This window comes from Pseudomonas sp. FG29 (genome assembly GCF_057809355.1).
Window position 1 is genome coordinate 28,507 of record NZ_JBMDJU010000020.1, and the last position, 25,728, is coordinate 54,234.

20 protein-coding genes are annotated in these 25,728 nt (G+C 64.9%); 11 read left to right on the top strand and 9 right to left on the bottom strand.

Translation table 11 applies throughout. The annotated features are described in order from the left end of the window. Positions 1-3: 3 nt before the first annotated feature. Positions 4-1,359: a CYTH domain-containing protein gene (locus ACODS1_RS18340; RefSeq protein ID WP_489086795.1), complete on the bottom strand. Its 1,356-nt coding sequence runs from the start codon at positions 1,357-1,359 to the stop codon at positions 4-6. Between the two features lie 113 nt (positions 1,360-1,472). Between ACODS1_RS18340 and ACODS1_RS18345 the strand changes: the two genes are divergently transcribed. The 4 genes from ACODS1_RS18345 to argA all read left to right on the top strand — a co-directional run bounded on the left by ACODS1_RS18345 (position 1,473) and on the right by argA (position 6,075). After that, the gene (locus ACODS1_RS18345) at positions 1,473-2,150 is read left to right on the top strand and encodes a TIGR00153 family protein (protein ID WP_322979458.1); all 678 of its coding nucleotides are present in this window, start codon (positions 1,473-1,475) and stop codon (positions 2,148-2,150) included. Positions 2,151-2,189: 39 nt separating this feature from the next. Continuing rightward, a complete protein-coding gene (locus ACODS1_RS18350) occupies positions 2,190-3,461 on the top strand; it encodes an inorganic phosphate transporter (RefSeq protein ID WP_489086796.1) in 1,272 nt (423 codons plus the stop codon). A gap of 69 nt (positions 3,462-3,530) precedes the next feature. Next, a complete protein-coding gene (gene argE, locus ACODS1_RS18355; protein WP_489086797.1) occupies positions 3,531-4,697 on the top strand; it encodes an acetylornithine deacetylase in 1,167 nt (388 codons plus the stop codon). 79 nt (positions 4,698-4,776) lie between these two features. Beyond that, entirely contained in the window at positions 4,777-6,075 is a 1,299-nt protein-coding gene (gene argA / locus ACODS1_RS18360; RefSeq protein ID WP_489086798.1) for an amino-acid N-acetyltransferase, read from the top strand. Positions 6,076-6,226: 151 nt separating this feature from the next. Here the strand turns inward: argA and rmf are convergent, their stop codons facing one another. The 4 genes from rmf to ACODS1_RS18380 all read right to left on the bottom strand — a co-directional run bounded on the left by rmf (position 6,227) and on the right by ACODS1_RS18380 (position 10,929). Further along, on the bottom strand, positions 6,227-6,427 hold the full coding sequence (gene rmf / locus ACODS1_RS18365; protein ID WP_322979454.1) for a ribosome modulation factor: 201 nt from the start codon (positions 6,425-6,427) through the stop codon (positions 6,227-6,229). 108 nt (positions 6,428-6,535) lie between these two features. Then, positions 6,536-8,116 (bottom strand): glutamate--cysteine ligase, encoded by a 1,581-nt coding sequence (gene gshA, locus ACODS1_RS18370; protein ID WP_489086799.1) that lies wholly within the window; start codon positions 8,114-8,116, stop codon positions 6,536-6,538. A 102-nt stretch (positions 8,117-8,218) separates the two neighbouring features. Next, entirely contained in the window at positions 8,219-8,605 is a 387-nt protein-coding gene (locus ACODS1_RS18375) for a PaaI family thioesterase (protein WP_017678389.1), read from the bottom strand. Then, positions 8,602-10,929, bottom strand: coding sequence for a Tex family protein (locus tag ACODS1_RS18380; RefSeq protein WP_489086800.1), 2,328 nt, complete (start codon positions 10,927-10,929; stop codon positions 8,602-8,604). The genes ACODS1_RS18375 and ACODS1_RS18380 overlap by 4 nt, the downstream gene beginning before the upstream one ends. Before the next feature lie 202 nt (positions 10,930-11,131). On the opposite strand from ACODS1_RS18380, the gene ompR reads away from it, so the two are divergent. The 3 genes from ompR to ACODS1_RS18395 all read left to right on the top strand — a co-directional run bounded on the left by ompR (position 11,132) and on the right by ACODS1_RS18395 (position 17,088). After that, positions 11,132-11,869, top strand: a complete 738-nt coding sequence (ompR, locus tag ACODS1_RS18385; protein ID WP_322979450.1) for an osmolarity response regulator transcription factor OmpR — start codon at positions 11,132-11,134, stop codon at positions 11,867-11,869. Positions 11,870-11,906: 37 nt separating this feature from the next. Beyond that, entirely contained in the window at positions 11,907-13,223 is a 1,317-nt protein-coding gene (locus ACODS1_RS18390) for an ATP-binding protein (RefSeq protein WP_489086801.1), read from the top strand. 100 nt (positions 13,224-13,323) lie between these two features. Further along, positions 13,324-17,088 carry a bifunctional diguanylate cyclase/phosphodiesterase gene (locus ACODS1_RS18395; RefSeq protein ID WP_489086802.1) on the top strand — a complete coding sequence of 1,255 codons (3,765 nt, stop codon included), beginning with the start codon at positions 13,324-13,326 and terminating at the stop codon, positions 17,086-17,088. Positions 17,089-17,094: 6 nt separating this feature from the next. Here ACODS1_RS18395 and ACODS1_RS18400 read toward each other — a convergent pair whose 3' ends face one another. Genes ACODS1_RS18400 through rimB form a run of 3 tightly spaced genes read right to left on the bottom strand, consistent with a single transcriptional unit; the run spans position 17,095 to position 19,360 of the window. Next, positions 17,095-17,991: a S66 peptidase family protein gene (locus ACODS1_RS18400; RefSeq protein ID WP_489086803.1), complete on the bottom strand. Its 897-nt coding sequence runs from the start codon at positions 17,989-17,991 to the stop codon at positions 17,095-17,097. Further along, positions 17,988-18,893 (bottom strand): 30S ribosomal protein S6--L-glutamate ligase, encoded by a 906-nt coding sequence (rimK, locus tag ACODS1_RS18405; RefSeq protein WP_489086804.1) that lies wholly within the window; start codon positions 18,891-18,893, stop codon positions 17,988-17,990. The genes ACODS1_RS18400 and rimK overlap by 4 nt, the downstream gene beginning before the upstream one ends. Further along, positions 18,890-19,360 carry a retropepsin-like aspartic endopeptidase RimB gene (rimB, locus tag ACODS1_RS18410; RefSeq protein WP_489086805.1) on the bottom strand — a complete coding sequence of 157 codons (471 nt, stop codon included), beginning with the start codon at positions 19,358-19,360 and terminating at the stop codon, positions 18,890-18,892. The genes rimK and rimB overlap by 4 nt, the downstream gene beginning before the upstream one ends. Positions 19,361-19,463: 103 nt before the next feature. Between rimB and ACODS1_RS18415 the strand changes: the two genes are divergently transcribed. Then, on the top strand, positions 19,464-19,892 hold the full coding sequence (locus tag ACODS1_RS18415; RefSeq protein WP_489086806.1) for an RNA-binding S4 domain-containing protein: 429 nt from the start codon (positions 19,464-19,466) through the stop codon (positions 19,890-19,892). Positions 19,893-19,930: 38 nt separating this feature from the next. On the opposite strand, the gene ACODS1_RS18420 is transcribed toward ACODS1_RS18415, so the two are convergent. Beyond that, positions 19,931-20,725 (bottom strand): phosphatase PAP2 family protein, encoded by a 795-nt coding sequence (locus tag ACODS1_RS18420; RefSeq protein WP_489086807.1) that lies wholly within the window; start codon positions 20,723-20,725, stop codon positions 19,931-19,933. 216 nt (positions 20,726-20,941) lie between these two features. On the opposite strand from ACODS1_RS18420, the gene hslO reads away from it, so the two are divergent. The 3 genes from hslO (at position 20,942) to ACODS1_RS18435 (ending at position 25,691) form a co-directional block, all read left to right on the top strand. Further along, entirely contained in the window at positions 20,942-21,829 is an 888-nt protein-coding gene (gene hslO, locus ACODS1_RS18425; protein ID WP_322979443.1) for an Hsp33 family molecular chaperone HslO, read from the top strand. A gap of 169 nt (positions 21,830-21,998) precedes the next feature. Beyond that, a complete protein-coding gene (locus tag ACODS1_RS18430) occupies positions 21,999-23,540 on the top strand; it encodes a phosphoenolpyruvate carboxykinase (protein ID WP_322979442.1) in 1,542 nt (513 codons plus the stop codon). 228 nt (positions 23,541-23,768) lie between these two features. Then, positions 23,769-25,691, top strand: coding sequence for a RecQ family ATP-dependent DNA helicase (locus tag ACODS1_RS18435; protein ID WP_489086808.1), 1,923 nt, complete (start codon positions 23,769-23,771; stop codon positions 25,689-25,691). The last annotated feature ends 37 nt before the right edge of the window (positions 25,692-25,728 follow it).

The window sequence follows — 25,728 nt, forward strand, 5'->3', positions numbered from 1 at the left end:
GGATCAACGCAGCAAGGCCTTCCAGGCGCGCAACTGCTGCACCTTGATGCACTGCTCGGTGATGGCCTCGGCCTCGGCGTTCTGCAGCGTGAGGTCACTCAGTTTGCTCAGCTCGCCATACAGACGATCGACTTCGGCCACCTCGAGCACCTGGCGCGCCAGGCGCAGCCAGACCAGCATGCGCTCCAGGCGCGGCTGTTGCTCGACCAGGCGCAGCGGCAGCGCCTGATAGCCACGCAGGTTGAGCTGCGCGGCTTCGTCGGTGAGCTGTGTGCTCAGCCAGTTGACCAATGCTGCCTCGCCCTGGCGCTGGCCGCGGGTGTTACGGCCTTCGCGCCAGCCGCCGGCCAGTAGCCAGCGTGCCAGTTGCAGCGACAGCAGGCCCCAGCGCGGCGAATCCAGTTCGCTGGCGAACAGGGCGGGCGCCGCCTGGCGCATCGACTCGTCATCCTGGCCGGCCAGCAGACGCGGACGCCAGTCGTCGAGCAGAGCGTCCAGGCCCTGGCGCAGCTCGCGGCTGCTGGCGCGCGGCACGGCCTGGCCGAGGCTGCCGAGCAGAGCGCGCAATTCGCCCAGGCGCTCGACCCATTCGGCCAGCAGGCGCCAATGGCCATTCCAGCGATATTGCTCGGCCAGGCGTTGGCTGGCGCCGAGCAGGTGCCAGGCCAGTGCGGCGAAGCCATCGTCCAGGCTCATTTCGCCGCTCAGCGTGGGTGTCGGCAGGCTCAGGCTGTAGCTGCCGGCATCGAACAGGCGATAGCCGCGTTCGGCTTTGCTGATGTCGCAGGGCATCAGTGGCAGGCCTTCGGCCAGTTCGCAGGCCAGTTCCAGCAGGGCCGCCGGTTCACCCTGGCGCAGCTCCAGTTCCAGCTCGCAGATTTCTTCCTCGCCTTCGCCGGCAATCACCTTGCCCAAGTCCAGGGCGGCTTCGATCACTACCTTGGCCTTGCCGCGACCCCAGGCAATCTCGGCCTTCTCGCGCACGAAATCGGTGGTGAACAGCGGCATCAGGCTGGTTTTGTCGCGATCGGCGAGGCTGGCCGGCCAGCACTGGTCGTCGAGTTTGCCGAGGTCGAGTTCAGGCGTGTCCAGGTACCAGTCCCATTCGTTGCGCTCGGACAGCCCGGCCACGCTCTGACCGCGGCTTTTCAGGGTCTGGATGAACTGCTCGCCGTCGCGGCGCAGGCGCAGGGCGACCTTGGCCCCGGCCAGGTCACGCGCGGGCGTGTCGTAGTACTGGTTGAACAGCGGTGTGTGCTGCCAGCCGCTCTTGTTGCGCTTCTTCAGCAGTGGGTGTTCGCGCAGCGCGGCCAGTGTGGCGCGGCTGGCGCGCAGTTTGATTTCGGTTTCTTTGACCATGGTCAGCAGGTATGACGCCTAGATATGAAATTGTGACAGTCCGATGACGCGCGCTGGCGGCCGGCGAAGTCGATCCCTATACTTGCGCCCTTCTCAAAACAGGGGTTTACCCTATGCCTATCAATCCTTTTGTCAGCCTGTTCGGCCGTTCTCCCATCGGCCCCATGCAGCAGCACATCGCCAAGGCGCATGAGTGCGCAGCGAACCTGGTGCCCTTCTTCGAAGCCGTGATGGTCGAGGATTGGGCCAGGGTCGAACAGGTACAACAGGACATGTCCCGGCTGGAGCATGAAGCGGACAAACTGAAGAAAAGCGTCCGTCTGCACCTGCCCAAGAGCCTGTTCCTGCCAGTTCCGCGCTCGGATCTGCTCGAGCTGCTCAGTGTACAGGACAAAGTCGCCAACCGTGCCAAGGACATCGCCGGCCTGATGCTCGGCCGTCAGATGGCCATTCCGCAGGCACTGCAACCGCTGATGCGCACCTACGTGCAGCGCAGTGTGGATGCCAGCGCGCAGGCGCTGAAGGCGATGAACGAACTCGACGAGCTGCTCGAGACCGGTTTTGCCGGCCGCGAGGCCGTGCTGGTGGAGACGCTGATCGAAGAGCTCGGTGTGATCGAGCACGATACCGACCGCCTGCAGATCGAAGTGCGTCGGACGCTGTTCAAGCTGGAGAAGGATCTTCCCCCGGTCGATGTGATGTTCCTCTATCAGATCATCGACTGGATCGGCGACGTCGCCGACCGTGCCCAACGAGTGGGCAACCGACTGGAACAACTGCTGGCGCGCTAAGCGCCAGTGTCCTTTCTGGGATCTACGGAAACTTACTTTATGTCTCTGATTGCGGACTACGGGCTGGTTCTGCTCGTGCTTGCCTGCCTTTTCGGTTTTTTCATGGCCTGGGGTGTCGGGGCCAACGATGTAGCCAACGCCATGGGTACATCCGTTGGCTCGCGTGCATTGACCATCCGGCAGGCGATCATCATTGCCATGGTCTTCGAATTCTGCGGTGCCTACCTGGCCGGCGGTGAGGTGACCGAAACCATCAAGAACGGCATCGTCGATGCCAATCTGATCAGTCCCAACCTCATGGTGCTGGGCATGATGTCGGCCTTGCTGGCCGCCGGTTCCTGGCTGTTGGTCGCGTCGATGCGTGGCTGGCCGGTGTCCACCACTCACACCATCGTCGGTGCGGTGATCGGCTTCGCGGCTGTCGGCGTGTCGGTCGATGCGGTGCACTGGAGTGGCGTCGGTCCCATCGTCGCCAGTTGGGTGGTCACGCCGATGCTCGCCGGGATCATTTCCTTCTGCCTGTTCGTCAGCGTGCAGAAGCTGATCATCGACACCGACGAGCCGTTCAAGAACGCCAAGCGCTTCGTGCCGCTGTACATGTTCATCACCGGTTTCATGATCTCGCTGATGACCCTGAGCAAGGGCCTCAAGCACGTTGGCCTGGATCTCACCAGCACCGAGGGTTTCATGCTCTCGCTGGGCATCGGCGTGCTGGTCATGTTGATCGGTATCGCCCTGCTCAGCCGCATCCAAGTCGATGCCGAAGCGGACAAGGCCTTCCACTTCTCCAGCGTGGAGAAGGTGTTCGCCATCCTGATGATCTTCACCGCCTGCTCCATGGCCTTCGCCCACGGTTCCAACGACGTGGCCAATGCCGTCGGCCCGTTGGCTGCCATCGTCGGCGTGATCCAGAGTGGTGGTGACCTGGCCGCTGGGGAGAAATCCATCGTGCCGGGCTGGATCCTGCTGCTGGGCGCACTGGGCATCGTCGTGGGTCTGGCCACCTATGGCTACAAGGTGATCGCCACCATCGGCAAGGAAATCACCGAGCTGACCCCCAGCCGTGGTTTTGCCGCCGAACTGGCTGCTGCCACCACCGTGGTCAGCGCGTCGGGTCTGGGCCTGCCGGTATCCACCACCCACACCCTGGTCGGCGCCATTCTCGGTGTCGGCCTGGCGCGCGGCATCGGTGCGCTGAACCTGGGCATGATCGGCAAGATCTTCCTGTCCTGGATCATCACTCTGCCGGCTGGTGCGGTGCTGTCGATCATCTTCTTCTTCATCCTGCGCGGGCTGTTCGGCGGCGTCTGATTCCGCTCTGGCGGTTTCACCGACAAGACGATGTCCCTATGATGGGGACATCGTCTCAGGAGAGCGCCCATGCCCCTGCCGTCCTTTCAAGAGCAGTTCGCCGCGCTGATCGCCGCGCCCTCGGTGAGCTGTACCCAGCCCAACTGGGATCAGAGCAACGCGCCCGTCATCGACCTGCTCGCCGCCTGGCTCGGTGATCTGGGTTTTACCTGCGAAACCCAGCAGATTTCCCCCGGCAAGTTCAACCTGCTCGCCAGTTATGGCTCGGGCCCCGGTGGCCTGGTGCTGGCTGGACACAGCGATACCGTGCCCTTCGACGCCGCCCTGTGGCAGACCGACCCGCTCAAGCTGACCGAGGTGGGCGACCGCTGGGTGGGCCTGGGCAGTTGCGATATGAAGGGCTTCTTCGCCCTGGTCATCGAAGCGGTGCGGCCGCTGCTCGATCAGCCCTTTCAGCAGCCGCTGCTGATTCTCGCCACCTGCGATGAGGAAAGCTCGATGGCCGGCGCGCGTGCGCTGGCCGATGCCGGCCGGCCGCTGGGACGTGCGGCGGTGATCGGCGAGCCGACCGGCCTCAAGCCCATCCGCCTGCACAAGGGCGTGATGATGGAACGCATCGACATTCTCGGCCGCAGCGGTCATTCCTCGAATCCGGCGCTTGGTCATAGCGCGCTCGAAGCCATGCAGGATGTGATGGGCGAGCTGCGCGGGCTGCGTGCGCAGTGGCAGCGCCAGTTCAATAACCCGCAGTTCAGCGTGCCGCAACCGACACTCAACCTCGGCTGCATACATGGCGGTGACAACCCCAACCGTATTTGCGGCCAGTGCGCCCTGGAGTTCGACCTGCGGCCTTTGCCGGGTATGGATCCGGAGCAATTGCGTGCGGCCATTCGCAGCAAGTTGCAGCCGCTGGCACTCAAGCACGAGGTGCGCATCGACTATGGCCCGCTGTTCCCGGCCGTACCGCCCTTCGAACAAAGCGCCGATGCCGAGCTGGTACGCCTGGCTGAACGCCTGACCGGGCACAGCGCGCAAGCGGTGGCGTTCGGCACCGAAGCGCCTTATCTTCAGCGCCTTGGCTGCGAGACGCTGGTGCTCGGCCCTGGCGACATCGATTGCGCGCATCAGCCTGGGGAACACCTGGAGTTGGCCCGTATCGAACCTACGGTGACGCTACTGCGCGAACTGATCCAACACTATTGCCTGACCCGGAGTGAAGACGTGCTGCGACGATGAGAGGTAGGGCGGGTGTAACCCGCCAAATGGCCATGGCGGGTTGCACCCGCCCTACGTTTCGACGCTCACGGATCTTTACATGCACGACTACGTCAACTGGCTACGCCACGCTTCGCCCTACATCAATGCCCACCGCGACTGCACCTTCGTGGTCATGTTGCCGGGGGAGGGCGTCGCCCACCCCAATTTCGCCAATATCGTCCATGACCTGGTGCTGCTGCACAGCCTCGGCGTGCGTCTGGTGCTGGTGCATGGCTCGCGCCCGCAGATCGAGGCGCGTCTGGCGACGCGCGGTCTGACCCCGCACTACCATCGCGGCCTGCGCATCACCGACGCGCAGACCCTGGAGTGCGTGATCGATGCGGTGGGGCAACTGCGTATCGCCATCGAAGCGCGTTTGTCGATGGACATGGCTGCGTCGCCGATGCAGGGCTCGCGTCTGCGTCTGACCAGCGGCAACTTCGTCACCGCGCGGCCGATTGGTGTGGTCGACGGCGTCGATTATCACCATACCGGCGAAGTGCGGCGCATCGACCGCAAGGGCATCAATCGCCAGCTCGACGAGCGCAGCATCGTGCTGCTGTCGCCACTGGGCTATTCGCCCACCGGGGAAATCTTCAACCTGGCTTGCGAGGATGTCGCCACGCGTGCGGCCATCGACCTGGCGGCGGACAAGCTGCTGCTGTTCGGCGCCGAAGACGGCCTGCTCGACGAGAGTGGCAAGCTGGTGCGCGAGCTTCGTCCGCAGCAGGTGCCCGCGCACCTGGCGCGCCTGGGCAGCAACTACCAGGGCGAATTGCTCGACGCTGCTGCTCAGGCTTGCCGGGGCGGGGTCAAGCGCAGCCATATCGTCAGCTATGCCGAGGATGGCGCACTGCTCAGCGAGTTGTTCACCCGCGCCGGTAACGGCACTCTGGTGGCTCAGGAGCAATTCGAGTCGCTGCGTGAAGCGACCATCGAGGATGTTGGCGGCCTGATCGAGTTGATCCGCCCGCTGGAAGAACAGGGCATTCTGGTGCGCCGTTCGCGCGAGGTGCTGGAGCGCGAAATCGAGCAGTTCAGTATCGTCGAGCGCGAGGGGCTGATCATCGCCTGTGCCGCGCTTTACCCGATTGCCGAATCGGACTGTGGTGAACTGGCCTGCCTGGCGGTCAATCCTGACTACCGGCATGGCGGCCGTGGTGATGAATTGCTCGAACGTATCGAAGCCAGGGCGCGGGCGCAGGGCATCAAGACCCTGTTCGTACTCACCACCCGCACGGCTCACTGGTTCCGTGAGCGCGGTTTCGAGCCTAGCAGCGTCGAGCGCATGCCTGCGGCGCGTGCTTCGCTGTACAACTATCAGCGTAATTCCAAGGTGTTCGAGAAGGCTCTGTAGGGGGGACGGATCCTTTGCCTGTTGGGTGTCGGTGAAGGGGTCATGGCATGCTGAATCGGTGGGCTAAAGCCCACCCTACAGAGCTATGGAGCGAGCTGTAGGAGCGGATTTATCCGCGAGCTTCGTGGTTTAAGCCGCTCCTACGCCGAGGTCAGGCGCTGCGCTGATGCAGGCGCCACTGCTCGCGACCGTCGTCCCAGCCGGCTTCCCAGGCTGCTGCCGGTACTTCGGCGGGGTAGGGTTGGCGCGTACGGGGCAGGCCGGTGAGCCCGGCCATGTAACCTTGCTGGTACGCTTTGGTGAGGCCTTCCAGGCTCCATTGGGGCGAGGCATCGTGTCGCTCGGGCGCCATCTGGCGTGCTCCCATTCAGTCCGTTGAACTCATGCTAGCTGCCCGTTCGAGCGGCCGTATGGCCGCTCGTCCGTCCTTTGGCTCCGCTGGCTGGCTTTGTGACGAGTCTCACACCGCCACGGCGAGGATGCTGGCCTGGTAAGCCGCGACAAAGGCGTCGAAATCACCTTCCGGCTGGGCTTCCAGTTCGGCCTGCTCGGCCAGCGATTGGCCCGCAACCTGTTCCAGAACCGCCTGCTGCTCGGCATCCAGCGGCTGGCCCTGGAAGTACTCGGCGTGCTGGCGGCTCTGCTGCAGGGCGAACTCGGTGAAGCTCATACCCTGGCGCAGTGTGGCCAACACCTGAGCGGAAGGCGTGCGCTCGACATCGGCTACCTTGGCCTGCTGCTGTGCCAGCGCTTCGACATGGGCATTACCGCCCTGGGCGCGGTCGAGCAACTCGGCCAGTGGCAGGATGCGCGTGAGTAGGTCGCCAGCCCAGGCCTTGAGTTCCACCTGTTGCGCGCCCTTCTGCAGATGCAGGCCAGGGCGACGGCCTTCCTTGACCACCTTGAGGAAGTTGCTGGTGCAGTTGCTGCACTCGCCGTTTTCCAGCAACGGGCTGTCATCCAGGGCGCAGAACAGCAGGAAGGCGTCGATGAAGCGCGCCTGCGCCAGGTCGATGCCCAGCGGCAGGAAGGGATTGATGTCCAGGCAGCGTACTTCCACGTACTGCACGCCACGGCTCATCAGTGCCTGGATCGGCCGCTCGCCGCTGCGGGTGACGCGCTTCGGGCGGATGCTCGAGTAGTACTCGTTCTCGATCTGCAGGATGTTGGTGTTCAGTTGCAGCCACTCGTCGCCACGTTTGGTGCCGGCTTCGACATAGGCCGGGTAGGGCGTGCCGACGGCCAGGCGCAGGCTGTCGGTGTAGCTGGCCAGGTCGTTGTAGCAGGGGGTCAGGCCGGATTGCGCGCTGCTCTGGTAGCCCAGGTCGCTCATGCGCAGGCTGGTGGCGTACGGCAGGTACAAGGTGCTGGCATCCAGCTCCTGCAACTGGTGCGGGCGGCCGCGCATGAAGCCCTTGTCCAGCGCCGGCGAGGCGCCGAACAGGTACATCAGCAGCCAGCTGTAGCGGCGGAAATTGCGGATCAGCGAGATATAGCGCGCCGACTGGTAGTCGCGTGCACTCTGCTCGCTGCCTTCGCTCTGCTGCTGCAGTTGCCAGAGTTTTTCCGGCAGGGAGAAGTTGTAGTGGATGCCGGCGATGCACTGCATGGTCTTGCCGTAACGCAGCGCCAGCCCCTTGCGGTACACGTACTTGAGGCGACCGATGTTGGAGCTGCCGTAGCGGGCGATGGGAATGGTCTCTTCGTCCGGCAACTGGCAGGGCATCGACGGGCTCCACAGCAGTTCGCCGTCGAGCTTGGTGTAGGTGAAGCGGTGGATGCGCTCGAGTTCATCCAGGGTGGCCGCGGCGTCGGTGGCCGTACCGGTGATGAATTCCAGCAGCGATTCGGAGTAGTCGGTGGTGATCTGCGCGTGCGTCAGTGCCGAGCCCAGTCCTTGCGGATGCGGGGTCAGGGCCAGTTGGCCGTCGCGATCGACACGCAGGCATTCGCGCTCGATGCCGTGCAGGCATTCACCCAGCAGGGACAGGTTGGCCGGCTCGCCGAGCTGGGCCAGGCGGCGTGAGAGAAGGTCGCTCAAGATGCAATTCCTAACTGGGCAGTCGCCACAATATGGGGATCGCCCCCGCACTCTGCAAGGGGCGACGATGCAGCCACATTAGACGACTTCGCGCCCGGTCGATTACACGCAGGCGAAGGTGCCTTGTGCCTTGGCGACCAGCTTGTCGCCCTGCAGCACTTCGGCTTCCACCACCTGGGTGCGGCGACCAGCGTGCAGCACCTTGGCGTGGCACAGCACGCTGCCCTCGGATACCGGGCGTATGTAGTTGATCTTGCACTCCAGGGTCACGCTGCTCGGGCCGCCATCGCCCAGGCTGTGGCTGGCCTGACCCATGGCGGTATCGATCAGCGAGAACAGCGCGCCGCCGTGCAGTTTGCCGTGCAGGTTGCGCAGCTCGTCGGTGAGGGTCAGGCGCACGCGCGCCTCGCCACCACCGACCTGGAGGATCTCCAGGCCGAGCAGGCGGGAAAAGGCGCTGCTGGCGCCGACGTTGTCAGTCGTACTCATTTCTTCAACTGCTTGGCGTTGGCGAACAGGGCGGCCATGCCGCCCGTGGCGGGTGCCGGCTTGTCCTGGCTGGAGTGGCGCTCGCTGCGCGGCGTGTTGCCGCCACGGTTGCCGTTGCCGCGCTGAGCACCGCGCGCGCCCTCGACTTTCTCGCCGGGGGTATCGCCCATGCGCATGGACAGGGCGATGCGGTTACGCGGGATGTCCACTTCCATCACCTTGACCTTCACCACGTCGCCGGCCTTGACCGCCTCGTGCGGATCCTTGATGAACTTCTCCGACAGCGCACTGATGTGCACCAGGCCGTCCTGGTGCACGCCGATGTCGACGAAGGCACCGAAGTTGGTGACGTTGGTCACCACACCTTCGAGCACCATGCCCAGTTTGAGGTCGTTCAGCGTTTCCACACCTTCCTGGAACTCGGCGGTCTTGAACTCCGGGCGCGGGTCGCGGCCGGGCTTGTCCAGTTCCTTGAGGATGTCGCCGACGGTGACCAGGCCGAAGCGCTCGTCAGTGAACTTGGCCGGATCGAGACGCTTGAGGAAGGCCGAATCGCCGATCAGCGAGCGGATGTCGCGGCCGGTGTCCTGGGCGATGCGCTCGACCAGCGGGTAGGTTTCCGGGTGCACGGCGGAGGCGTCCAGCGGGTTGTCGCCGCTCATCACGCGGAGGAAGCCGGCGGCCTGCTCGAAGGTCTTCTCGCCCAGGCGCGGCACCTTCTTCAGCTCGGCGCGCGAGGCGAAGGCGCCGTTGGCGTCGCGGTACTGCACGATGTTCTGCGCCAGGGTCGCATTGAGGCCGGAGATGCGCGCCAGCAGGGCGGCGGAGGCGGTGTTCACGTCCACGCCAACGGCGTTCACGCAGTCCTCGACCACGGCATCCAGGCTGCGCGCCAGTTTGAGCTGCGACACATCGTGCTGGTACTGGCCGACGCCGATGGATTTCGGGTCGATCTTCACCAGCTCGGCCAGCGGATCCTGCAGGCGGCGGGCGATGGAGACGGCGCCGCGCAGCGATACATCGAGATCGGGGAATTCGCGGGCAGCCAGCTCCGAGGCCGAGTACACCGAGGCGCCGGCCTCGGAGACCATCACCTTGGTCAGCTTCAGGCCCGGCACCTTCTTGATCAGCTCGGCGGCCAGCTTGTCGGTCTCGCGGCTGGCGGTGCCGTTGCCGATGGAGATCAGGTCGACGCCATGCTTGGCGCACAGCTTGGCGAGGATGGCCAGGGTGCCGTCCCAGTCGTTGCGCGGGGCGTGCGGGTAGACAGTGGCGGTTTCCAGCACCTTGCCGGTGGCATCGACCACGGCCACCTTGCAGCCGGTGCGCAAGCCCGGGTCGAGCGCCAGGGTAGCGCGCGGACCGGCCGGCGCGGCCAGCAGCAGGTCATGCAGGTTGCGGGCGAAGACGCTGATCGCTTCGTCCTCGGCCTTCTCGCGCAGCTCGCCGAGCAGGTCGGTTTCCAGGTGGTTGTACAGCTTGACCTTCCAGGTCCAGCGCACCACCTCGGCCAGCCATTTGTCGGCGGCACGGCCTTGCGCGCTGATGCCGAAGCGCTCGCCGATCATCACCTCGCAGGGATGCATGCTGCCCGGCAGTTCTTCGCCGACCTTGAGGCTGGCACTGAGGATGCCTTCGTTACGCCCGCGGAAGATCGCCAGCGCACGGTGCGACGGCACACCCTTGAGCGCTTCGTCATGCTCGAAGTAGTCGCTGAACTTGGCGCCTTCGTTTTCCTTGCCCGGCACCAGGCGGGCGCTGAGGGTGGCGTTGTCCTTGAGGAAGCTGCGCAGCGTGTCGAGCAGCGCGGCGTCTTCGGCGAAGCGTTCCATGAGGATGTATTTGGCGCCTTCGAGCACGGCTTTCACGTCGGCGAAGCCCTTTTCGGCGTCGATGAAGCGCTCGGCTTCCTGCTCGGGTGTCAGGCTCGGGTCGTTGAACAGCGCATCGGCCAGTTCGCCGAGGCCGGCTTCCAGGGCGATCTGGCCCTTGGTGCGGCGCTTTTGCTTGTACGGCAGATACAGGTCTTCGAGGCGCGTCTTGGTGTCGGCCAGGTCGATCTCGCGCTTGAGTTCCGGGGTGAGCTTGCCTTGCTCCTCGATGCTGGCGAGGATCGCCACGCGGCGCTCGTCCAGTTCGCGCAGGTAGCGCAGGCGCTCTTCCAGGTGGCGCAGCTGGGTGTCGTCGAGGCTGCCGGTCACTTCTTTACGGTAACGGGCGATGAAGGGCACGGTAGAGCCTTCGTCGAGCAGGGCCACGGCGGCGGCGACTTGCTGCGGGCGCACGCCCAGTTCTTCGGCGATGCGGTTGTTGATGCTGTCCATATAAAAACTACCCACTGAAGCGACAGGGTGGCCGTAAACATGCCGGCCAGACACGAAAGCGGCGCATTATAAACACCGCATCTGCCCGTGCTGGGAACCGTTCGGGGAAAAATCTGCTAACAATGGCTAAAGCGCCCACTCATGCGCCTGAGCGATAATGCCGCCACTTGCCGTCCATCGTACGGCTGTCCAAGGAGACACCATGACCCAGTCCGCTATCCCTGCTGCCGAAGGCGAGAAGATTCTCATCGTCGACGACGACGCCCGCCTGCGTCGCCTGCTCGAGCGTTTCTTCGATGAGCAGGGCTATCGGGTACGCGCGGTGGAGAACGTCGAACAGATGGATCGTCTGCTGGCGCGCGAGCTGTTCAATCTGGTGGTGCTCGACCTGATGCTGCCTGGCGAGGATGGCCTTTCCGCCTGCCGCCGCCTGCGTGAGTCGAACAACCAGATCCCGATCATCATGCTCACCGCCAAGGGTGACGAAGGCAGCCGCATCCAGGGCCTGGAGCTGGGCGCCGACGATTACCTGGCCAAACCCTTCAACCCGCGCGAGCTGCTGGCGCGGATCAAGGCTGTGCTACGTCGCCAGGCGCCGGTGGTGCCAGGGGCGCCGGGTACCGAGGACGAGAGCGTCACCTTCGGCGAATACGAGCTGTCGCTGGCCACCCGCGAGCTGAAGAAGGGCGAGGAAGTGCACATGCTCACCACCGGCGAGTTCGCCGTGCTCAAGGCACTGGTGCAGCACGCGCGCGAGCCGCTGACCCGCGACAAGCTGATGAACCTGGCCCGTGGCCGCGAATGGGATGCGCTGGAGCGCTCCATCGACGTGCAAATCAGCCGTCTGCGTCGCCTGATCGAGCCGGATCCGTCCAAGCCGCGCTATATCCAGACCGTCTGGGGTGTGGGTTACGTCTTCGTTCCGGACGGCAATAAATGAAGCTGCCGCCTGCGGCCTGCCGCCTGAAGCCGCTTCCATGAAAACTCCCGTCTGGTTCCCGCAGAGTTTTTTCGCCCGCACCCTCTGGCTGGTGCTCGTCGTCGTGCTGTTCTCCAAGGCGCTGACCCTGGTGTACCTGATGATGAACGAGGACGTGCTGGTCGACCGTCAGTACAGTCATGGCGCGGCACTGACCCTGCGCGCCTACTGGGCGACCGACCCGAGTGACCGCGAGCGTGTCGCGCAGGCCGCCGGGCTCAAGCGCACGCCCAGCGATCAGGTGCCGCCCAACGAGCAGCACTGGCCTTACAGCGAGATCTTCCAGCGGCAGATGCAGACCGAACTTGGCCCCGACACCGAAACGCGGGTGCGCGCGACTACGCCGCCGGCGCTTTGGGTGCGCGCGCCGAGCCTCGGCGATGGTTGGGTGCGGGTGCCGATGTACCCGCATCCGCTGCGTGGGCAACGGATCTGGAGCGTGCTGGGCTGGTTCCTCGGGATCGGCCTGATTTCCACCGCCGCGGCCTGGATCTTCGTGCGTCAGCTCAACGCGCCACTCAAACGCCTGGTCTATGCCGCTCGCCAGCTCGGTCAGGGGCGCAGCGTGCGCCTGCCGATCAGCGATACACCGAGCGAGATGACCGAGGTGTACCGTGCCTTCAACCAGATGGCCGAGGACGTGGAGCAGGCCGCGCGTGAGCGCGAGCTGATGCTCGCCGGGGTTTCCCACGACCTGCGCACGCCGCTCACGCGTTTGCGCCTGGCCCTGGAGTTCATGGACAGCGACACCGAGCTGACCGACGACATGGTGCGTGATATCGAGGACATGGACGCCATCCTCGATCAGTTCCTCGCCTTCATCCGCGATGGTCGCGGTGAGCCGGTGGAGGAAGCCGACTTCCCCGAGCTGGTGCGGGAAACCCTGGCGCCCTACAACCAGGGCAGCGAGCGTGTGCGCCTGTGCCTGGAGAGCATTCCGCCCTTCCCGCTGCGCCGCGTGTCGATCAAGCGCCTGCTCACCAATCTGGTGGAGAACGCTCTCAACCACGGCGGTGGCGATGCGGTGGAGGTGGTCGCCAGTCTGGCTGGGGATCAGAGCGCGCCTTATGTGGTGCTGAGCGTGCTGGATCGCGGAGCCGGTATCGATCCGGCCGAACTCGACAGCATCTTCAACCCCTTCATCCGCGGGGATCGTGCGCGCGGCGGTCGTGGTACCGGCCTGGGTCTGGCCATCGTCAAGCGCATCGCGGCCCTGCATGGCGGCAGTGTCGAGCTGCGCAACCGCAGCGGCGGTGGGCTGGAGGCGCGGGTGCGTTTGCCGCTGGGGCTGCTCCTGCCGCGCGACGCGGTGTAACCGCCCTCGGTCAGCCGCGCCATTATCGGCGTGTGCTGGCCAATGGCTGCCCGGGATCGCCCTGGGCTATGCTGTGCCGGCGTTCCGCTGAGAGGCCAGCATGTCCACCTCCCCGTTCCCCCGTCTACCCCTGTGGACCTGGTGGCTGCCGCTGCCGCTCTTCCATCTGGGCACCTGGCTGTCGCTGATCACTCGCATGGATGATGGCGTGGCGTTGTGCTACCTGCCGCTGGTCATGGGGTTGGCATTCTTCATCTGGTGGGGGCCGCGGGTGCTGCCGGCTATCTACCTGAATGCGGTCGTCACCGGCCCACTCTGGGGGCTGCCGTGGGAATGGGGGCTGCTCTACGGCCTTCCCGAAGTCATCGGTGTGGCGCTGGGCGGCTGGTTGCTCAGGCGCCAGACCTTCGACCCAGCCCTGGTATCGCTGAGTGACCTGCTGCGCTTCATGGCGTTCGGTGTGTTGCTGCCAGCGAGCGTTCTGGCGCTCGGCCTGCACGCCAATCTGTGGCTGACGGGTTTGCTGCAGCGCGAGCTGTGGGCGTTTTCCAGCCTCAATGCCTGGTTGGTGTGCATCGGCAGCCTGTTGGCTCTGGCCACGCCGCTGCTGGCCTTCGCCAGCGCGCCGCTGCGTGCGCGGGGCTGGCTGTTGGCTGGTACCACGCAGCGGGACGCCCCTGCTCTGGAGGTGAGCCATTCGCCCAGAGGTTGGCTGTTCACCCTGGCTGGTTTCAGCCTGCTGACGGGGGTGATCACCAGCCTGCCGACCCTGATCGCCGTACCGCTGCTGGGGGCTACTCTGCTGGTGCTGGCGCTGCGTCATGCCTTCGCCGGCGCGCTGTTCGGCGCGCTACTGGGGCTGGTGACGATGCAGCTCTGGCCCATGCTGCGTGACGGCACGCGCTTCGACACGCCGGCAGGCGGCTACCCGTTGCAGTTGAACTTGCTCCTGCTGATGGGGGCTGCCCTGCTGGTCGGGCGGGTCTTGAGCGATTTGCGCCAATCGTTGGCACACAGCACGCAGATGCAGCGCCAACTGACGCGCAGCAAGCTGGCGATGGAGGCCTGCCCGTTGGGTATTACCATCGCCGATGCGCGCCATGCGGACATGCCGTTGGTCTACAGCAACCCGGCATTCAGCCGGATTACCGGTTACCGCGCCGAGGAGGTGCTGGGGCGCAACTGCCGTTTTCTTTCCGGCGCGGCACGCAATCAGCGTGGCCTGGAGATCCTGCGCGCCGCCATGCGTGAAGGGCGTACCGGCCGTGCGGTGTTGCGCAACTTTCGCAAGGACGGCACAGCGTTCTGGAACGAGGTGGTGCTGGCGCCGATGCGTGACGAGCAGGGCATCAGTCACTTCGTTGGCCTGCAGCACGATGTCACCGAGCGCGAGGAACTGTCCGCCCGGGTGGAGCAGCAACGTGCCGCCATGCTGCGGCAGAGCCACCTGTTCAGCCAGACCGAGGACATCGCCAACCTCGGTGGCTGGGTGCTGGAAGTCAGCGACTCCAGCATGTTCTGGAGCGACGGCTGTTACCGCATCGTCGACCGCGACATCCAGCTCGGCTCGCCCGATCTGGAGCAGACGCTCGATTACTACGACACCCCGAGCCAGGTGTTGATCCGGCAGACGCTGCAGGCAGTCCATGCCGGTCTGGATGACGTTGATCTCGAGGTGCGTCTGTGCGCCCGTCTGGGTGGCCGTCTGGTGCGCCTGCGCGGCATGGCCGAGCGCGACGACGATGGCAGCCTGCTGCGTATCTACGGCGTGGTGCAGGACATCAACGAGCGCCGCCGTACCGAGTCGCAACTGCGTGACCGTGACGAGCGCCTGCGCCTGTTCTTCGAGGCGCCGCTGATCGGCATGGCGCTGACCTCGCAGAGCTTCGCTTGGGAGGAGGTCAACCCCAAGCTGTGCAGCATGCTCGGCCGCAGTCGCGAGCAACTGCTGGCCAGCAGTTGGCGCGAGCTATCGCACCCCGACGACCTGCTCGCCGAGCGGAGTCGATTGGAACCGGTGCTGTTGGGTGAAAGCGATGGCTTCGAAATGGACAAGCGCTTTCTGCGTGCCGACGGGCAGATCGTCTTCACCCGCGTCAGCTTGCGTGTGGTGCGGCCGGGGGCGACGCATCCGCTGATGTTCATGCTGCTGGTGGAGGACATCAGCGCTCGCCGCCAGGCCGAGGCGCGTTATCACACCCTGGTCGAACATGCGCCCGAGGCGATCCTGCTGTTCAACCCGGACGGCGGCATCGTCGAACTCAACGAAAACGCCTTGCGCCTGTTCCGTTACCGCCGCGAAGCCCTGCTGGGCCGCAGCATCCAGAGCATCAGTCCGGCTCGTCAGGCCGACGGCCAACTCTCGACCAAGGCGGGCAAGCAGCACTTGCAGCGTGCCATCGCGGGCGAAACGCCGGTCTTCGAATGGCTGCACCGTGACAGCGCCGGGCGCCAGTTGCCGTGCGAGGTGCGCCTGCTGCGCATGCCGGGCGAGGACATCCTGATTCGTGCCAGCATCATCGACATTTCCGAGCGTCAGCGTTACCAGCGCGAGATCGAGCGCCTGGCCTACAGCGACGAACTGACCGGCCTGCCAAACCGCCGCCTGCTGCTTGATCGCCTGCAGCACGCCATGGATCGCGAGAGCCGCGAAGGCAGCCTGGGCGCCCTGCTGTTCATCGATCTGGATCACTTCAAGACGGTCAACGACAGCCTCGGGCACCCGGTCGGCGACGCCTTGCTGTGCGAGGTCACCCAGCGCCTGGCGGCGGAACTGCGCACCGAAGATACCCTGGCCCGGCTGGGCGGTGACGAGTTCGTGGTGCTGCTCGAAGCCCTCGATCACGAACCGAGCCTGGCCGCCGAGCAGGCCGCAGCGGTTGGTGAGAAGCTGCTGCGTGGCCTGCAGGGCAGTTGCCTGATCGAGGGCCATGAGCTGTCGATCAGCGCCAGCATCGGCATCGCCTTGCACCCGATGGGCTTGCAGCAGGCGGCCGACGTGCTCAAGCAGGCCGACACCGCCATGTACCGCGCCAAGCACGCCGGGCGGAACGCGCTGCATTTCTTCGCCCCGGAAATGCAGGCGGCCATCGACCAGCGCCTGCTGCTGCAGGGTGAGCTGCGCCAGGCCATTGCGCGCGGGCAATTACAGCTGATGTTCCAGCCGCAACTCTTGCTGGCCGATGACTCGGTGGCCGGTGCCGAGGTGCTGCTGCGCTGGCAGCATCCGGAGCGCGGCGAGATTGCGCCCGATCAGTTCGTGCCCTTGGCCGAGGAGACCGGCCTGATCCAGGACATCGGCCAATGGGTGCTGGAACAGGCCTGTGCGGCCCTGGCGCGCTGGCAGACGCAGTGGCCGCAGTTGGTACTGGCAGTCAATCTGAGCCCGCGCGAGTTGCGCCAGGCCGGTTGCGTCAGCCGCGTCGAGCAGTGCCTGCAGCACCATGGCGTGCCGGCGCAGTCGCTGGAGCTGGAGATCACTGAAGGCGTGCTGCTCGAAGACGTCGACCGCTGCATCGACCATATGCACCAGCTCAAGGCACAGGGCGTGCGCTTCGCCATCGACGACTTCGGCACGGGTTATTCCTCGCTCACCTACCTCAAGCGCCTGCCGCTGGATCGCCTGAAGATCGATCGCAGCTTCGTCGCCGATCTGGATGGCGACAGCAGCGGCCGCATGCTGGTGCAGACCATCCTGATGATTGCGCGCAACCTGGGGCTGGAGTGCGTGGCCGAGGGCATCGAGCGTGACAGCCAGTTGGCGCTGCTGCGCGAGCAGGACTGCACCCTCGGCCAGGGTTATCTGATCAGCAGGCCCATGGCCGAGGCCGAATTCCTTGCCTGGATGCAGGCCCGCTCGCGTTGAGCGGGCTTACCAGTTCAGGCTGTCGCCGCCGAGCCGGGCTGATTGGCCGTAGGGCCAGGGATAGTTGGCGTCGCCATGGCCACTGGGCAGTTCGCTGTACAGCGGGATACCTAGCGGCGCCAGGTATTCGGCGAAGATTTCCTCGAGGCTGTGATGCACGCCGCGCCGTGGGCAGTCGGTGAAGCTGCCCAGGCAGACGGCGCGCGGGCGCCGGCCGGCAAAGCTGTGCAGCAGTTGCCAGAGGCTGCGCTCGAGGCGGTAGTAGGGTTCGCCGACATCTTCGAGGATAAGGATCGAGTCCTCGCCCAGTTGCATCTGCGCAGGGGTGCCGCAGGCGCTGGCCAGCGCCGTCAGGTTGCCGCCCTGCAAGATGCCGCTGATGCTGTGTTGCGGCCCGCTGATGTGGCGCACCGGCAATTGTCGATGCTGCGTCGCGAGCAGGTTCCACAGGGCCTGTACCGAGGCCAGTCGTTCGCGCTGGCCGCCTGGTGCTGCCAGTGCCTGCTGGCCGAGCACGGTCGCCACCGGGCCATGAATGGCAGGCAGGCCATGACACTGGAAGGCTTCGAGCAGGATCGACAGATCGGAAAACCCAATCAGTGGGCGTGTGCTGGCCTGTTGCAGCAGGGCCCAGTCGATATCCGCGATGAGTTGCGCGCTGCCATAACCACCGCGCAGGCACCAGACCGCATCGATGCCAGGCAGGCTGAAGGCCTGGTGCAGGTCGTCCAGGCGTTGTTCGGGCGTACCAGCCAGGTAACGGTGACGAGCGCGTACGTGCTGGCCCAGGTGGTAGCGAATGCCCTGCACTTCAAGTTGCGCCAGGGTTGCTTCGAGCACGTCTTCTGCGATGGCGGCGGCCGGCGCGATCAGCGCCAGGCGCCCGTTGAACGCTGGATTCATCCGCGCCCCTTGGTGCGCGTTTGCCCGGGTTCGGCGTGCTTTTCCAGATGCTCGATGATCATCCCGGCGACGTCCTTGCCGGTGGTGGTCTCGATACCTTCCAGGCCGGGCGAGGAGTTCACTTCCATCACCAGCGGGCCGTGGTTGGAACGCAGGATGTCCACCCCAGCAACGTTCAGGCCCATGACCTTGGCTGCGCGCACGGCGGTCATGCGTTCTTCCGGGGTGATCTTGATCAGGCTGGCGCTGCCGCCACGGTGCAGGTTGGAGCGAAATTCGCCGGCTTTAGCCTGGCGCTTCATCGCCGCGATCACCTTGTCGCCGACCACGAAGCAGCGGATGTCGGCGCCGCCGGCTTCCTGAATGTATTCCTGCACCATGATGTCCTGCTTGAGACCGAGGAAGGCCTCGATCACCGACTCGGCGGCCTTGTGCGTTTCCGCCAGCACCACGCCCATGCCCTGGGTGCCTTCCAGCACCTTGATCACCAGTGGCGCGCCGCCCACCATCTGGATCAGGTCGGGAATGTCGTCCGGCGAGTGGGCGAAGCCGGTCACTGGCAGGCCGATACCTTTGCGCGACAGCAGTTGCAGGGCGCGCAGCTTGTCGCGCGAACGGCTGATGGCCACCGATTCGTTGAGCGGGTAGACGCCCATCATCTCGAACTGGCGCAATACCGCGCAGCCGTAGAAGGTCACCGAGGCGCCGATACGCGGGATCACTGCATCGAAGCCCTCCATGGCCTGGCCACGGTAGTGGATCTGCGGCTTGTGGCTGGCGATGTTCATGTACGCACGCAGAGTGTCGATCACCTGCATGTCGTGGCCCCGCTGCTGACCGGCCTCCACCAGGCGGCGGGTGGAATACAGACGCGGGTTGCGCGACAGCACGGCGATCTTCATGGGGCACCTGAAAGGGATGAGGGCAGGGCGGGTTTGTCTTGGACGTAGCTCAGCGCCGGATTGACCAGCAGGTGGCCGGTGACCAGCGCCTTGGAGCCGAGCAGCACGCGGTAACGCATGGTCTTGCGGCAGGCCAGGGTGAATTCCACCGGCCACAGGCGATCACCGAGCGCCAGTTCTGTACGGATCACGTAGCGATTCTGCGCCTGGCCGTTGGAGCTCTTGATACGCCGCACCGACACCAGCGGCGCTTCGCAGCGGTGGCGACGTTGAACCTGGGTGCCGAGGTAGGCGGTGAAGCGCACCCAGTCCTCGCCATCACGCTGGAACGGCTGGATATCGCTGGCGTGCAGGCTCGAGGTGCTGGCGCCGGTATCGATCTTGGCGCGCAAACCAACGATGCCCAGTTGCGGCAGGTTGATCCATTCGCGCAGGCCGATCACGCTGAGAGAGTCGATGCTTTTCAAAACGACGGTGTTCCCCCGTGACTGACGGGCCTATAGTTCCGCGCATTCTAGATGCGCCATGTGACAACTGCATCAGGCAGCGTAGAACCAACAAGAGTAAGAGATGAGCGAGAAAGACGACGACAAGGTACGCCTGGACAAGTGGCTATGGGCGGCACGCTTCTACAAGACCCGCGCCCTGGCCAAGGCGGCGATAGAAGGAGGCAAGGTGCATCACCGAGGCGATCGCTGCAAGCCCGGCAAGGAGCCGAAAGTGGGCGATGAGTATGTGCTGCGCACCGGCTTCGATGAGCGCACGGTCGTCGTGCTGGCCCTGTCTGCGGTGCGCCGTGGTGCGCCCGAGGCGCAGTTGCTCTATCGCGAGACTGACGAAAGTATCGCCCGCCGCGAGCAGGCAGCGGCGATGCGCAAGGCCGGCGCTCTCGGTATGCAGACCGATGGCCGGCCGAGCAAGAAGCAGCGCCGGCAGATCCATCAGTTCAACGAGCAACAGCAAGGTGGCATGCGCCACCCATGGGCCGACGAAGATTAGGCGCCAGCTTAGTCGGAGCGAGCTCCTGGGCGCGTACCTCAGCGCCCGCTGACCACGCTTATGCGGCCCAGCAGCGGCAGTTTGGCCAGGCGCGAGGTGATCGGCAGGGTGACTTTCTCCAGCCATTCACTGGCGCGGTAGCCCAGCGGCGTGTAGCAACCCCAGGCCATGCCGGTCAGGCTCAGCAGCACGCCGCCGACGAAGGCGTCCGAACCCCAGTGCGCGCCCGCTACCAGGCGCGGCAGGATACCGATCACGGCAATCGCCCAGACCAACGCCAGGCGCCAGCCGCGAGCGAAGAAACTGAGGAAGTAGGCCCAGATCATCAGTACCGAGGCATGATCCCCCGGGAAGCTGCGGCTGGCGCTGTCCTTGAGATCCCAGCGCTCTTCCCAGGCCGGGAACATTTCGGTCAGGCGGGCGCTGCCCTCGACCGCCAAGGAGGCGCTCTGGTGCTGCCAGCCCATGTAGTCGACCAGATCGGAAAACAACACGCGGATCAGCAGCATCACCACCAGCATGGTCAGGAAGGCGTAAAGCGCGCGGCGTACCTGCGGCCCCTCGAACACCAGGCCGGCCTTGAGCATCACTGCCAGCATCACCACGCCGACGCCCGCATCCACCGGGCGCATGCTGCCGATGGCCCAGATATGCGCCCACAGCCCGCCGGCGTGCACCGGGTCGTTGAGCAGATGGAACAGCCACAGATCGAAGGCGTCCCAGAACTGGCGCGTGGGTTGCCACAGCCAACTGGCGAGCAACAGCAGGCTGACCACATGGCAGATCAGCAGCGGCCGCAGGCGCCACTGTGTATTGAGAAAGACGGTCGACATGAAAAGTCCCTTTGCAGAAATATGACGGCTCTACCCTAAGCGCGCGCATCTTAGACGCTTGCCTTGGGCATGCAATGTGACCTGATGCTCGGTTCAGGTCTTGTTCAGACGTGCCGGCGCATGGCCATTAGCGTTCGTTCGGCGCCTGGCGCTTGGTTGAACCTGCGTTTGTGCATAAAATCGCCAGCCTTTTTGGTAGACCCTGGGCATATCGCTATGAACGACTTCAGCCAACGCTTCCTGTTCGATGACACCGATGTACGCGGTGAGCTGGTCGCCCTGCGTGAGAGCTATGCCCACGTATTGGCCAAGCACGCCTACCCGCAGCCGGTGGCCCAGTTGCTCGGCGAGATGATGGCCGCTGCTGCGTTGTTGGTCGGCACCCTCAAGTTCGACGGCCTGCTGGTGCTGCAGGCGCGCGCCGAAGGCCCGTTGTCACTGCTGATGGTCGAATGCTCCAGCGCCCGTGAGCTGCGTGGCATTGCCCGCTACGACGCCGAGCAGATCGGCGCCGATGCCGACCTGCAAAGCCTGATGCCCAGCGGCGTACTGGCCATCACCATCGACCCGACCCGCGGCCAGCGCTACCAGGGCATCGTCGACCTGGATGGCGCTGACCTGGCCGAGTGCCTGTCCAACTACTTCGCCAGCTCCGAGCAGTTGCCGACCCGTTTCTGGCTCAAGGCCGATGGCCAGCGTGCCCGTGGCCTGCTGTTGCAGCAACTGCCACCGCACCACCAGACCGAGCCGGAAGAGCGCGCCGAGAGCTGGAACCACGTGCTGACCCTGGCTGACACCCTGACCGCCGAAGAGCTGCTGGGTTTGGACAACCCGACTCTGCTGCATCGCCTCTACCACGAAGAGAACGTGCGCCTGTTCGACGAACAGCCGCTGCAGTTCCGCTGCAGTTGCTCGCGCGAGCGCTCGGCCAGTGCCCTGGCCAGCCTCGGTCAGGCCGATGCCGAGCTGCTGCTGGCCGAGCAGGGCGGCAGCGTGGTGATCGATTGCCAGTTCTGCAACGAGCGCTATGCCTTCGACGCGGCCGACATCGCCCAGCTGTTTGCCGGGGCCGGCAGCGAAGCGCCGTCGCAGACCCGGCACTGATGAACCTCTCGCGCCAATAGACTGTCACTATTGGCGTTGTATCGGATTGGAGGCTGCCAAGCAGTTCGCTTTTCTGGCATACTCCCGCGACTTTTTTACCGTGTAGCGCAGTTGCCCCTGTAACTACACAACGTTCGGAAGACTCGGCCAGCGGCCGACGGGGATCCTCATGACGCAAGCCAACAACGCCGTGTACACCGACATCAGCGCCGCGCAACTGGTCGAAGAAGCCATTCGCCGTGGTGAAGGGGAACTGGCCGCCAACGGCGCGCTGGTCGTTCGTACCGGTCATCGCACTGGCCGCTCGCCGGCTGATCGCTTCATCGTTCAGGAGCCGAGCACCGAGGCGCAAATCGCCTGGGGCAACATCAACCGTCCGTTCCCGGCCGACAAGTTCGACGCCCTGTGGGATCGCGTCGAGGCGTTCAACGCCGCTCAGGATCACTTCGTTTCCCATGTGCACGTCGGCTCGGCCGAAGAGCACTATCTGCCGGTCAAGATGACCACCGCGACCGCCTGGCAAAACCTGTTCGGCCGTCAGCTGTTCATCAACCCGCACGCCTACAACCCGGCTGGCCGTGGCGAGTGGCAAGTGCTCAACGTCGCCAACTTCGAGTGCGTGCCCGAGCGTGACGGCACCAACTCCGATGGCTGCGTGATCATCAACTTCGCGGCCAAGAAAGTGCTGATCGCCGGCATGCGTTACGCCGGTGAAATGAAGAAGGCCATGTTCTCCGTGCAGAACTTCCTGCTGCCGGAAAAAGACGTGCTGCCGATGCACTGCGCCGCCAACATCGGCGAAGAGGGCGACGTGACCCTGTTCTTCGGCCTGTCCGGCACCGGCAAGACCACCCTGTCCGCCGACGAGTCGCGTTACCTGATCGGTGACGACGAGCACGGCTGGGGCGAAGGCGTGGTGTTCAACGTCGAAGGCGGTTGCTACGCCAAGTGCATCGACCTGTCCGAGAAGAACGAGCCGGTGATCTGGAAAGCCATCCAGTTCGGCACCGTGCTGGAAAACGTCGTGCTCGACGACAGCCGCACCCCGGATTACGCCGACGACAGCCTGACCCAGAACAGCCGCGCGGCCTACCCGCTGGAGTACGTCGAGAAGCGCAGCGAGAAGAACCTGGGCGGCGAGCCGAATGCTGTCATCTTCCTGACCTGCGACCTGACCGGCGTACTGCCGCCGGTGTCGATCCTCAACAACGAGCAGGCGGCCTACCACTTCCTGTCCGGCTACACCGCGCTGGTCGGCTCCACCGAAATGGGTTCGGGCGGCGGCATCAAGTCGACCTTCTCCACCTGCTTCGGCGCGCCGTTCTTCCCGCGTCCGGCTGGCGTCTACGCCGAGCTGCTGATCAAGCGCATCAATGCCTTCGGTTCCAAGGTCTACCTGGTCAACACCGGCTGGACCGGCGGCGGCTACGGCGTTGGCAAGCGTTTCAACATCCCCACCACCCGTGGTGTGATCGCGGCCATCCAGAGCGGTGCGCTGATCGGTGCCGAGACCGAGCACCTGCCGATCATCAACCTGGATGTGCCGAAGTCGGTTCCGGGCGTCGAAACCAACCTGCTCAACCCGCGCAACACCTGGGCAGACAAGAACGCCTACGACGAAGCCGCCAAGGGCCTGGCCAAGCTGTTCATCGACAACTTCCAGAAGTTCGACGTCAGCGACGCCATCAAGAACGCCGGCCCGCAGCTGTAAGCGCTGGGCAGAGCAAAAGAAACCGCCTTCGGGCGGTTTCTTTTTTGGGGCGACAGGTTAGAGCCGCCGTCGTAGGGCGGGTGAAACCCGCCGTGGTCAGAAGTGGCGGGTTTCACCCGCCCTGCAATCTTCGCTAGGCTTGTGGCTCTTCAACGGAGAGCCTTAGGGCGGCTGCAACCGCCATGGCCTTACGCTCTGACCTTCAAGCGGTCAAAGGAGTGACAGCGCATGTCCACCCTCAAACGCGTCTTCGGTTTCGACAAGCTGCGCCCCGGCCAGGAAACGGTGATCAGCGCCGTGCTCGCCGGTCGTTCGGCGGCGGCAATCTTTCCCACCGGTTCCGGCAAGTCGCTGTGCTACCAGTTGCCGGCCCTGCACCTGCCGCATCTGACATTGGTGATCTCGCCCCTGCTGGCACTGATGCAGGACCAGTTGGCGTTCCTGCATGCCCACGGTATCGCCGCGGCCAGCATCGATTCGGCGCAGAGCCGCGAGCAGACGATGGATGTGATGAACCAGGCGCGTAGCGGCGAACTGAAGATCCTGATGATCTCGGTGGAGCGGCTGAAGAACGAGCGCTTTCGCAACTTCATCGCCCAGGTGCCAATCTCCCTGCTGGTGGTCGACGAAGCGCACTGTATCTCCGAGTGGGGCCACAATTTCCGCCCGGACTACCTCAAGCTGCCCGATTACCAGCGCCAGTTCGGCATCAATCAGGTGCTGCTGCTCACCGCCACGGCAACGCCCAAGGTCATCGCCGATATGCGCGAGAAATTCGCCATCGCCGAGGCGGATGTGGTCACCACCGGCTTCTACCGGCCCAACCTCAACCTGCTGGTCGAGCCCGTGCCTGGCGGCGCCAAGCAGCAACGCCTGCAGCAATGGCTGGCACCGCGACGCGGCCAGGCGAGCATCGTCTACGTCACCCAGCAGAAGACCGCCGAGCAGGTGGCCGAGCGTCTGCAGGGCCAGGGCCTGGCGGTCAGCGCGTACCACGCCGGTATGGCGCACGAGGTACGCGAGTCGATCCAGCGCCGCTTCATGGCTGGTGAGCTGGAATGTATCGTCGCCACCATCGCCTTCGGTATGGGCATCGACAAGCGCGACATCCGCAACGTGGTGCACTTCGACCTGCCCAAGTCAGTGGAAAACTACAGCCAGGAAATCGGCCGCGCCGGGCGTGACGGCCAGGCTTCGGACTGCCTGGTGCTGGCCAGCCGCGACGGTCTCAGCGTCCTGGAAAACTTCGTCTACGGCGACACGCCAGAGCTCTCTGGCATTCGCGCGGTGCTCGGCGATCTGCGCGCGGTCGGCACGGGCGGGCAGTGGGAGCTGATGCTCAATCAGCTATCGGAGCTGAGCAATATCCGTGCGCTGCCCCTGAAGACACTGCTGGTGCAGCTGGAGCTGCGCGGCATCATCGCGCCGCGTTATGCCTATTTCGCCGAGTATCGCTTCAAACTGCTGCTGGAAGACGATGTACTGCTGGCCAAGTTTGAGGGCGAGCGCCGTCAGTTCGTCGAGGCCATCCTGGCCTGCTCGAAGCGGGCACGTACCTGGGCGACGCTGGACTTCGACGCGTTGTATCAACAGTACGGCGCCGAGCGCGCGCGGGTGGTCAAGGCGCTGGATTACTTCCAGGAACGGGGTTGGCTGGAGCTGGAAAGCAAGCAGATGACCGAGGTCTATGCCGTGCTCGATGGCGACTTCGATGTCGATGCCCTGGGCAATGATCTGCACGCACACTTTCGCGCCCACGACACCAGCGAGATCGCCCGCATCCAGGCCATGCTCGGGTTGTTCGAGAGCCGCGAGTGCCTGAGTCGGCACCTGGCTTTGTACTTTGGTGACGAACAGGCGCCCGAGCGGTGCGGGCATTGTTCGGTGTGCCGGGGTCAGGTCGCGACCTTGCCGCAGCCGCCGGAATTACCGCCCCTTAGCGGCCGTGATGGCGAAGCGCTGTGCGCCGCCTTCATCGAGAAGCACCAGCAGCACGCTGGCTGCAGGCCGAGTCACGAATGCCTGACGCGTTTTCTCTGTGGCGTGACCACGCCCCTGCTCACCAAGCTCAAGGCGCGACAGTTGGCCGGTTTCGCCGCGCTGGAGGATTACCCCTACGCCGCGGTGCGCGACTGGTTGCAGGGCGCCTAACCAGGACGCTTCACCGAGGCGCCCGTCGCCGCTAAAG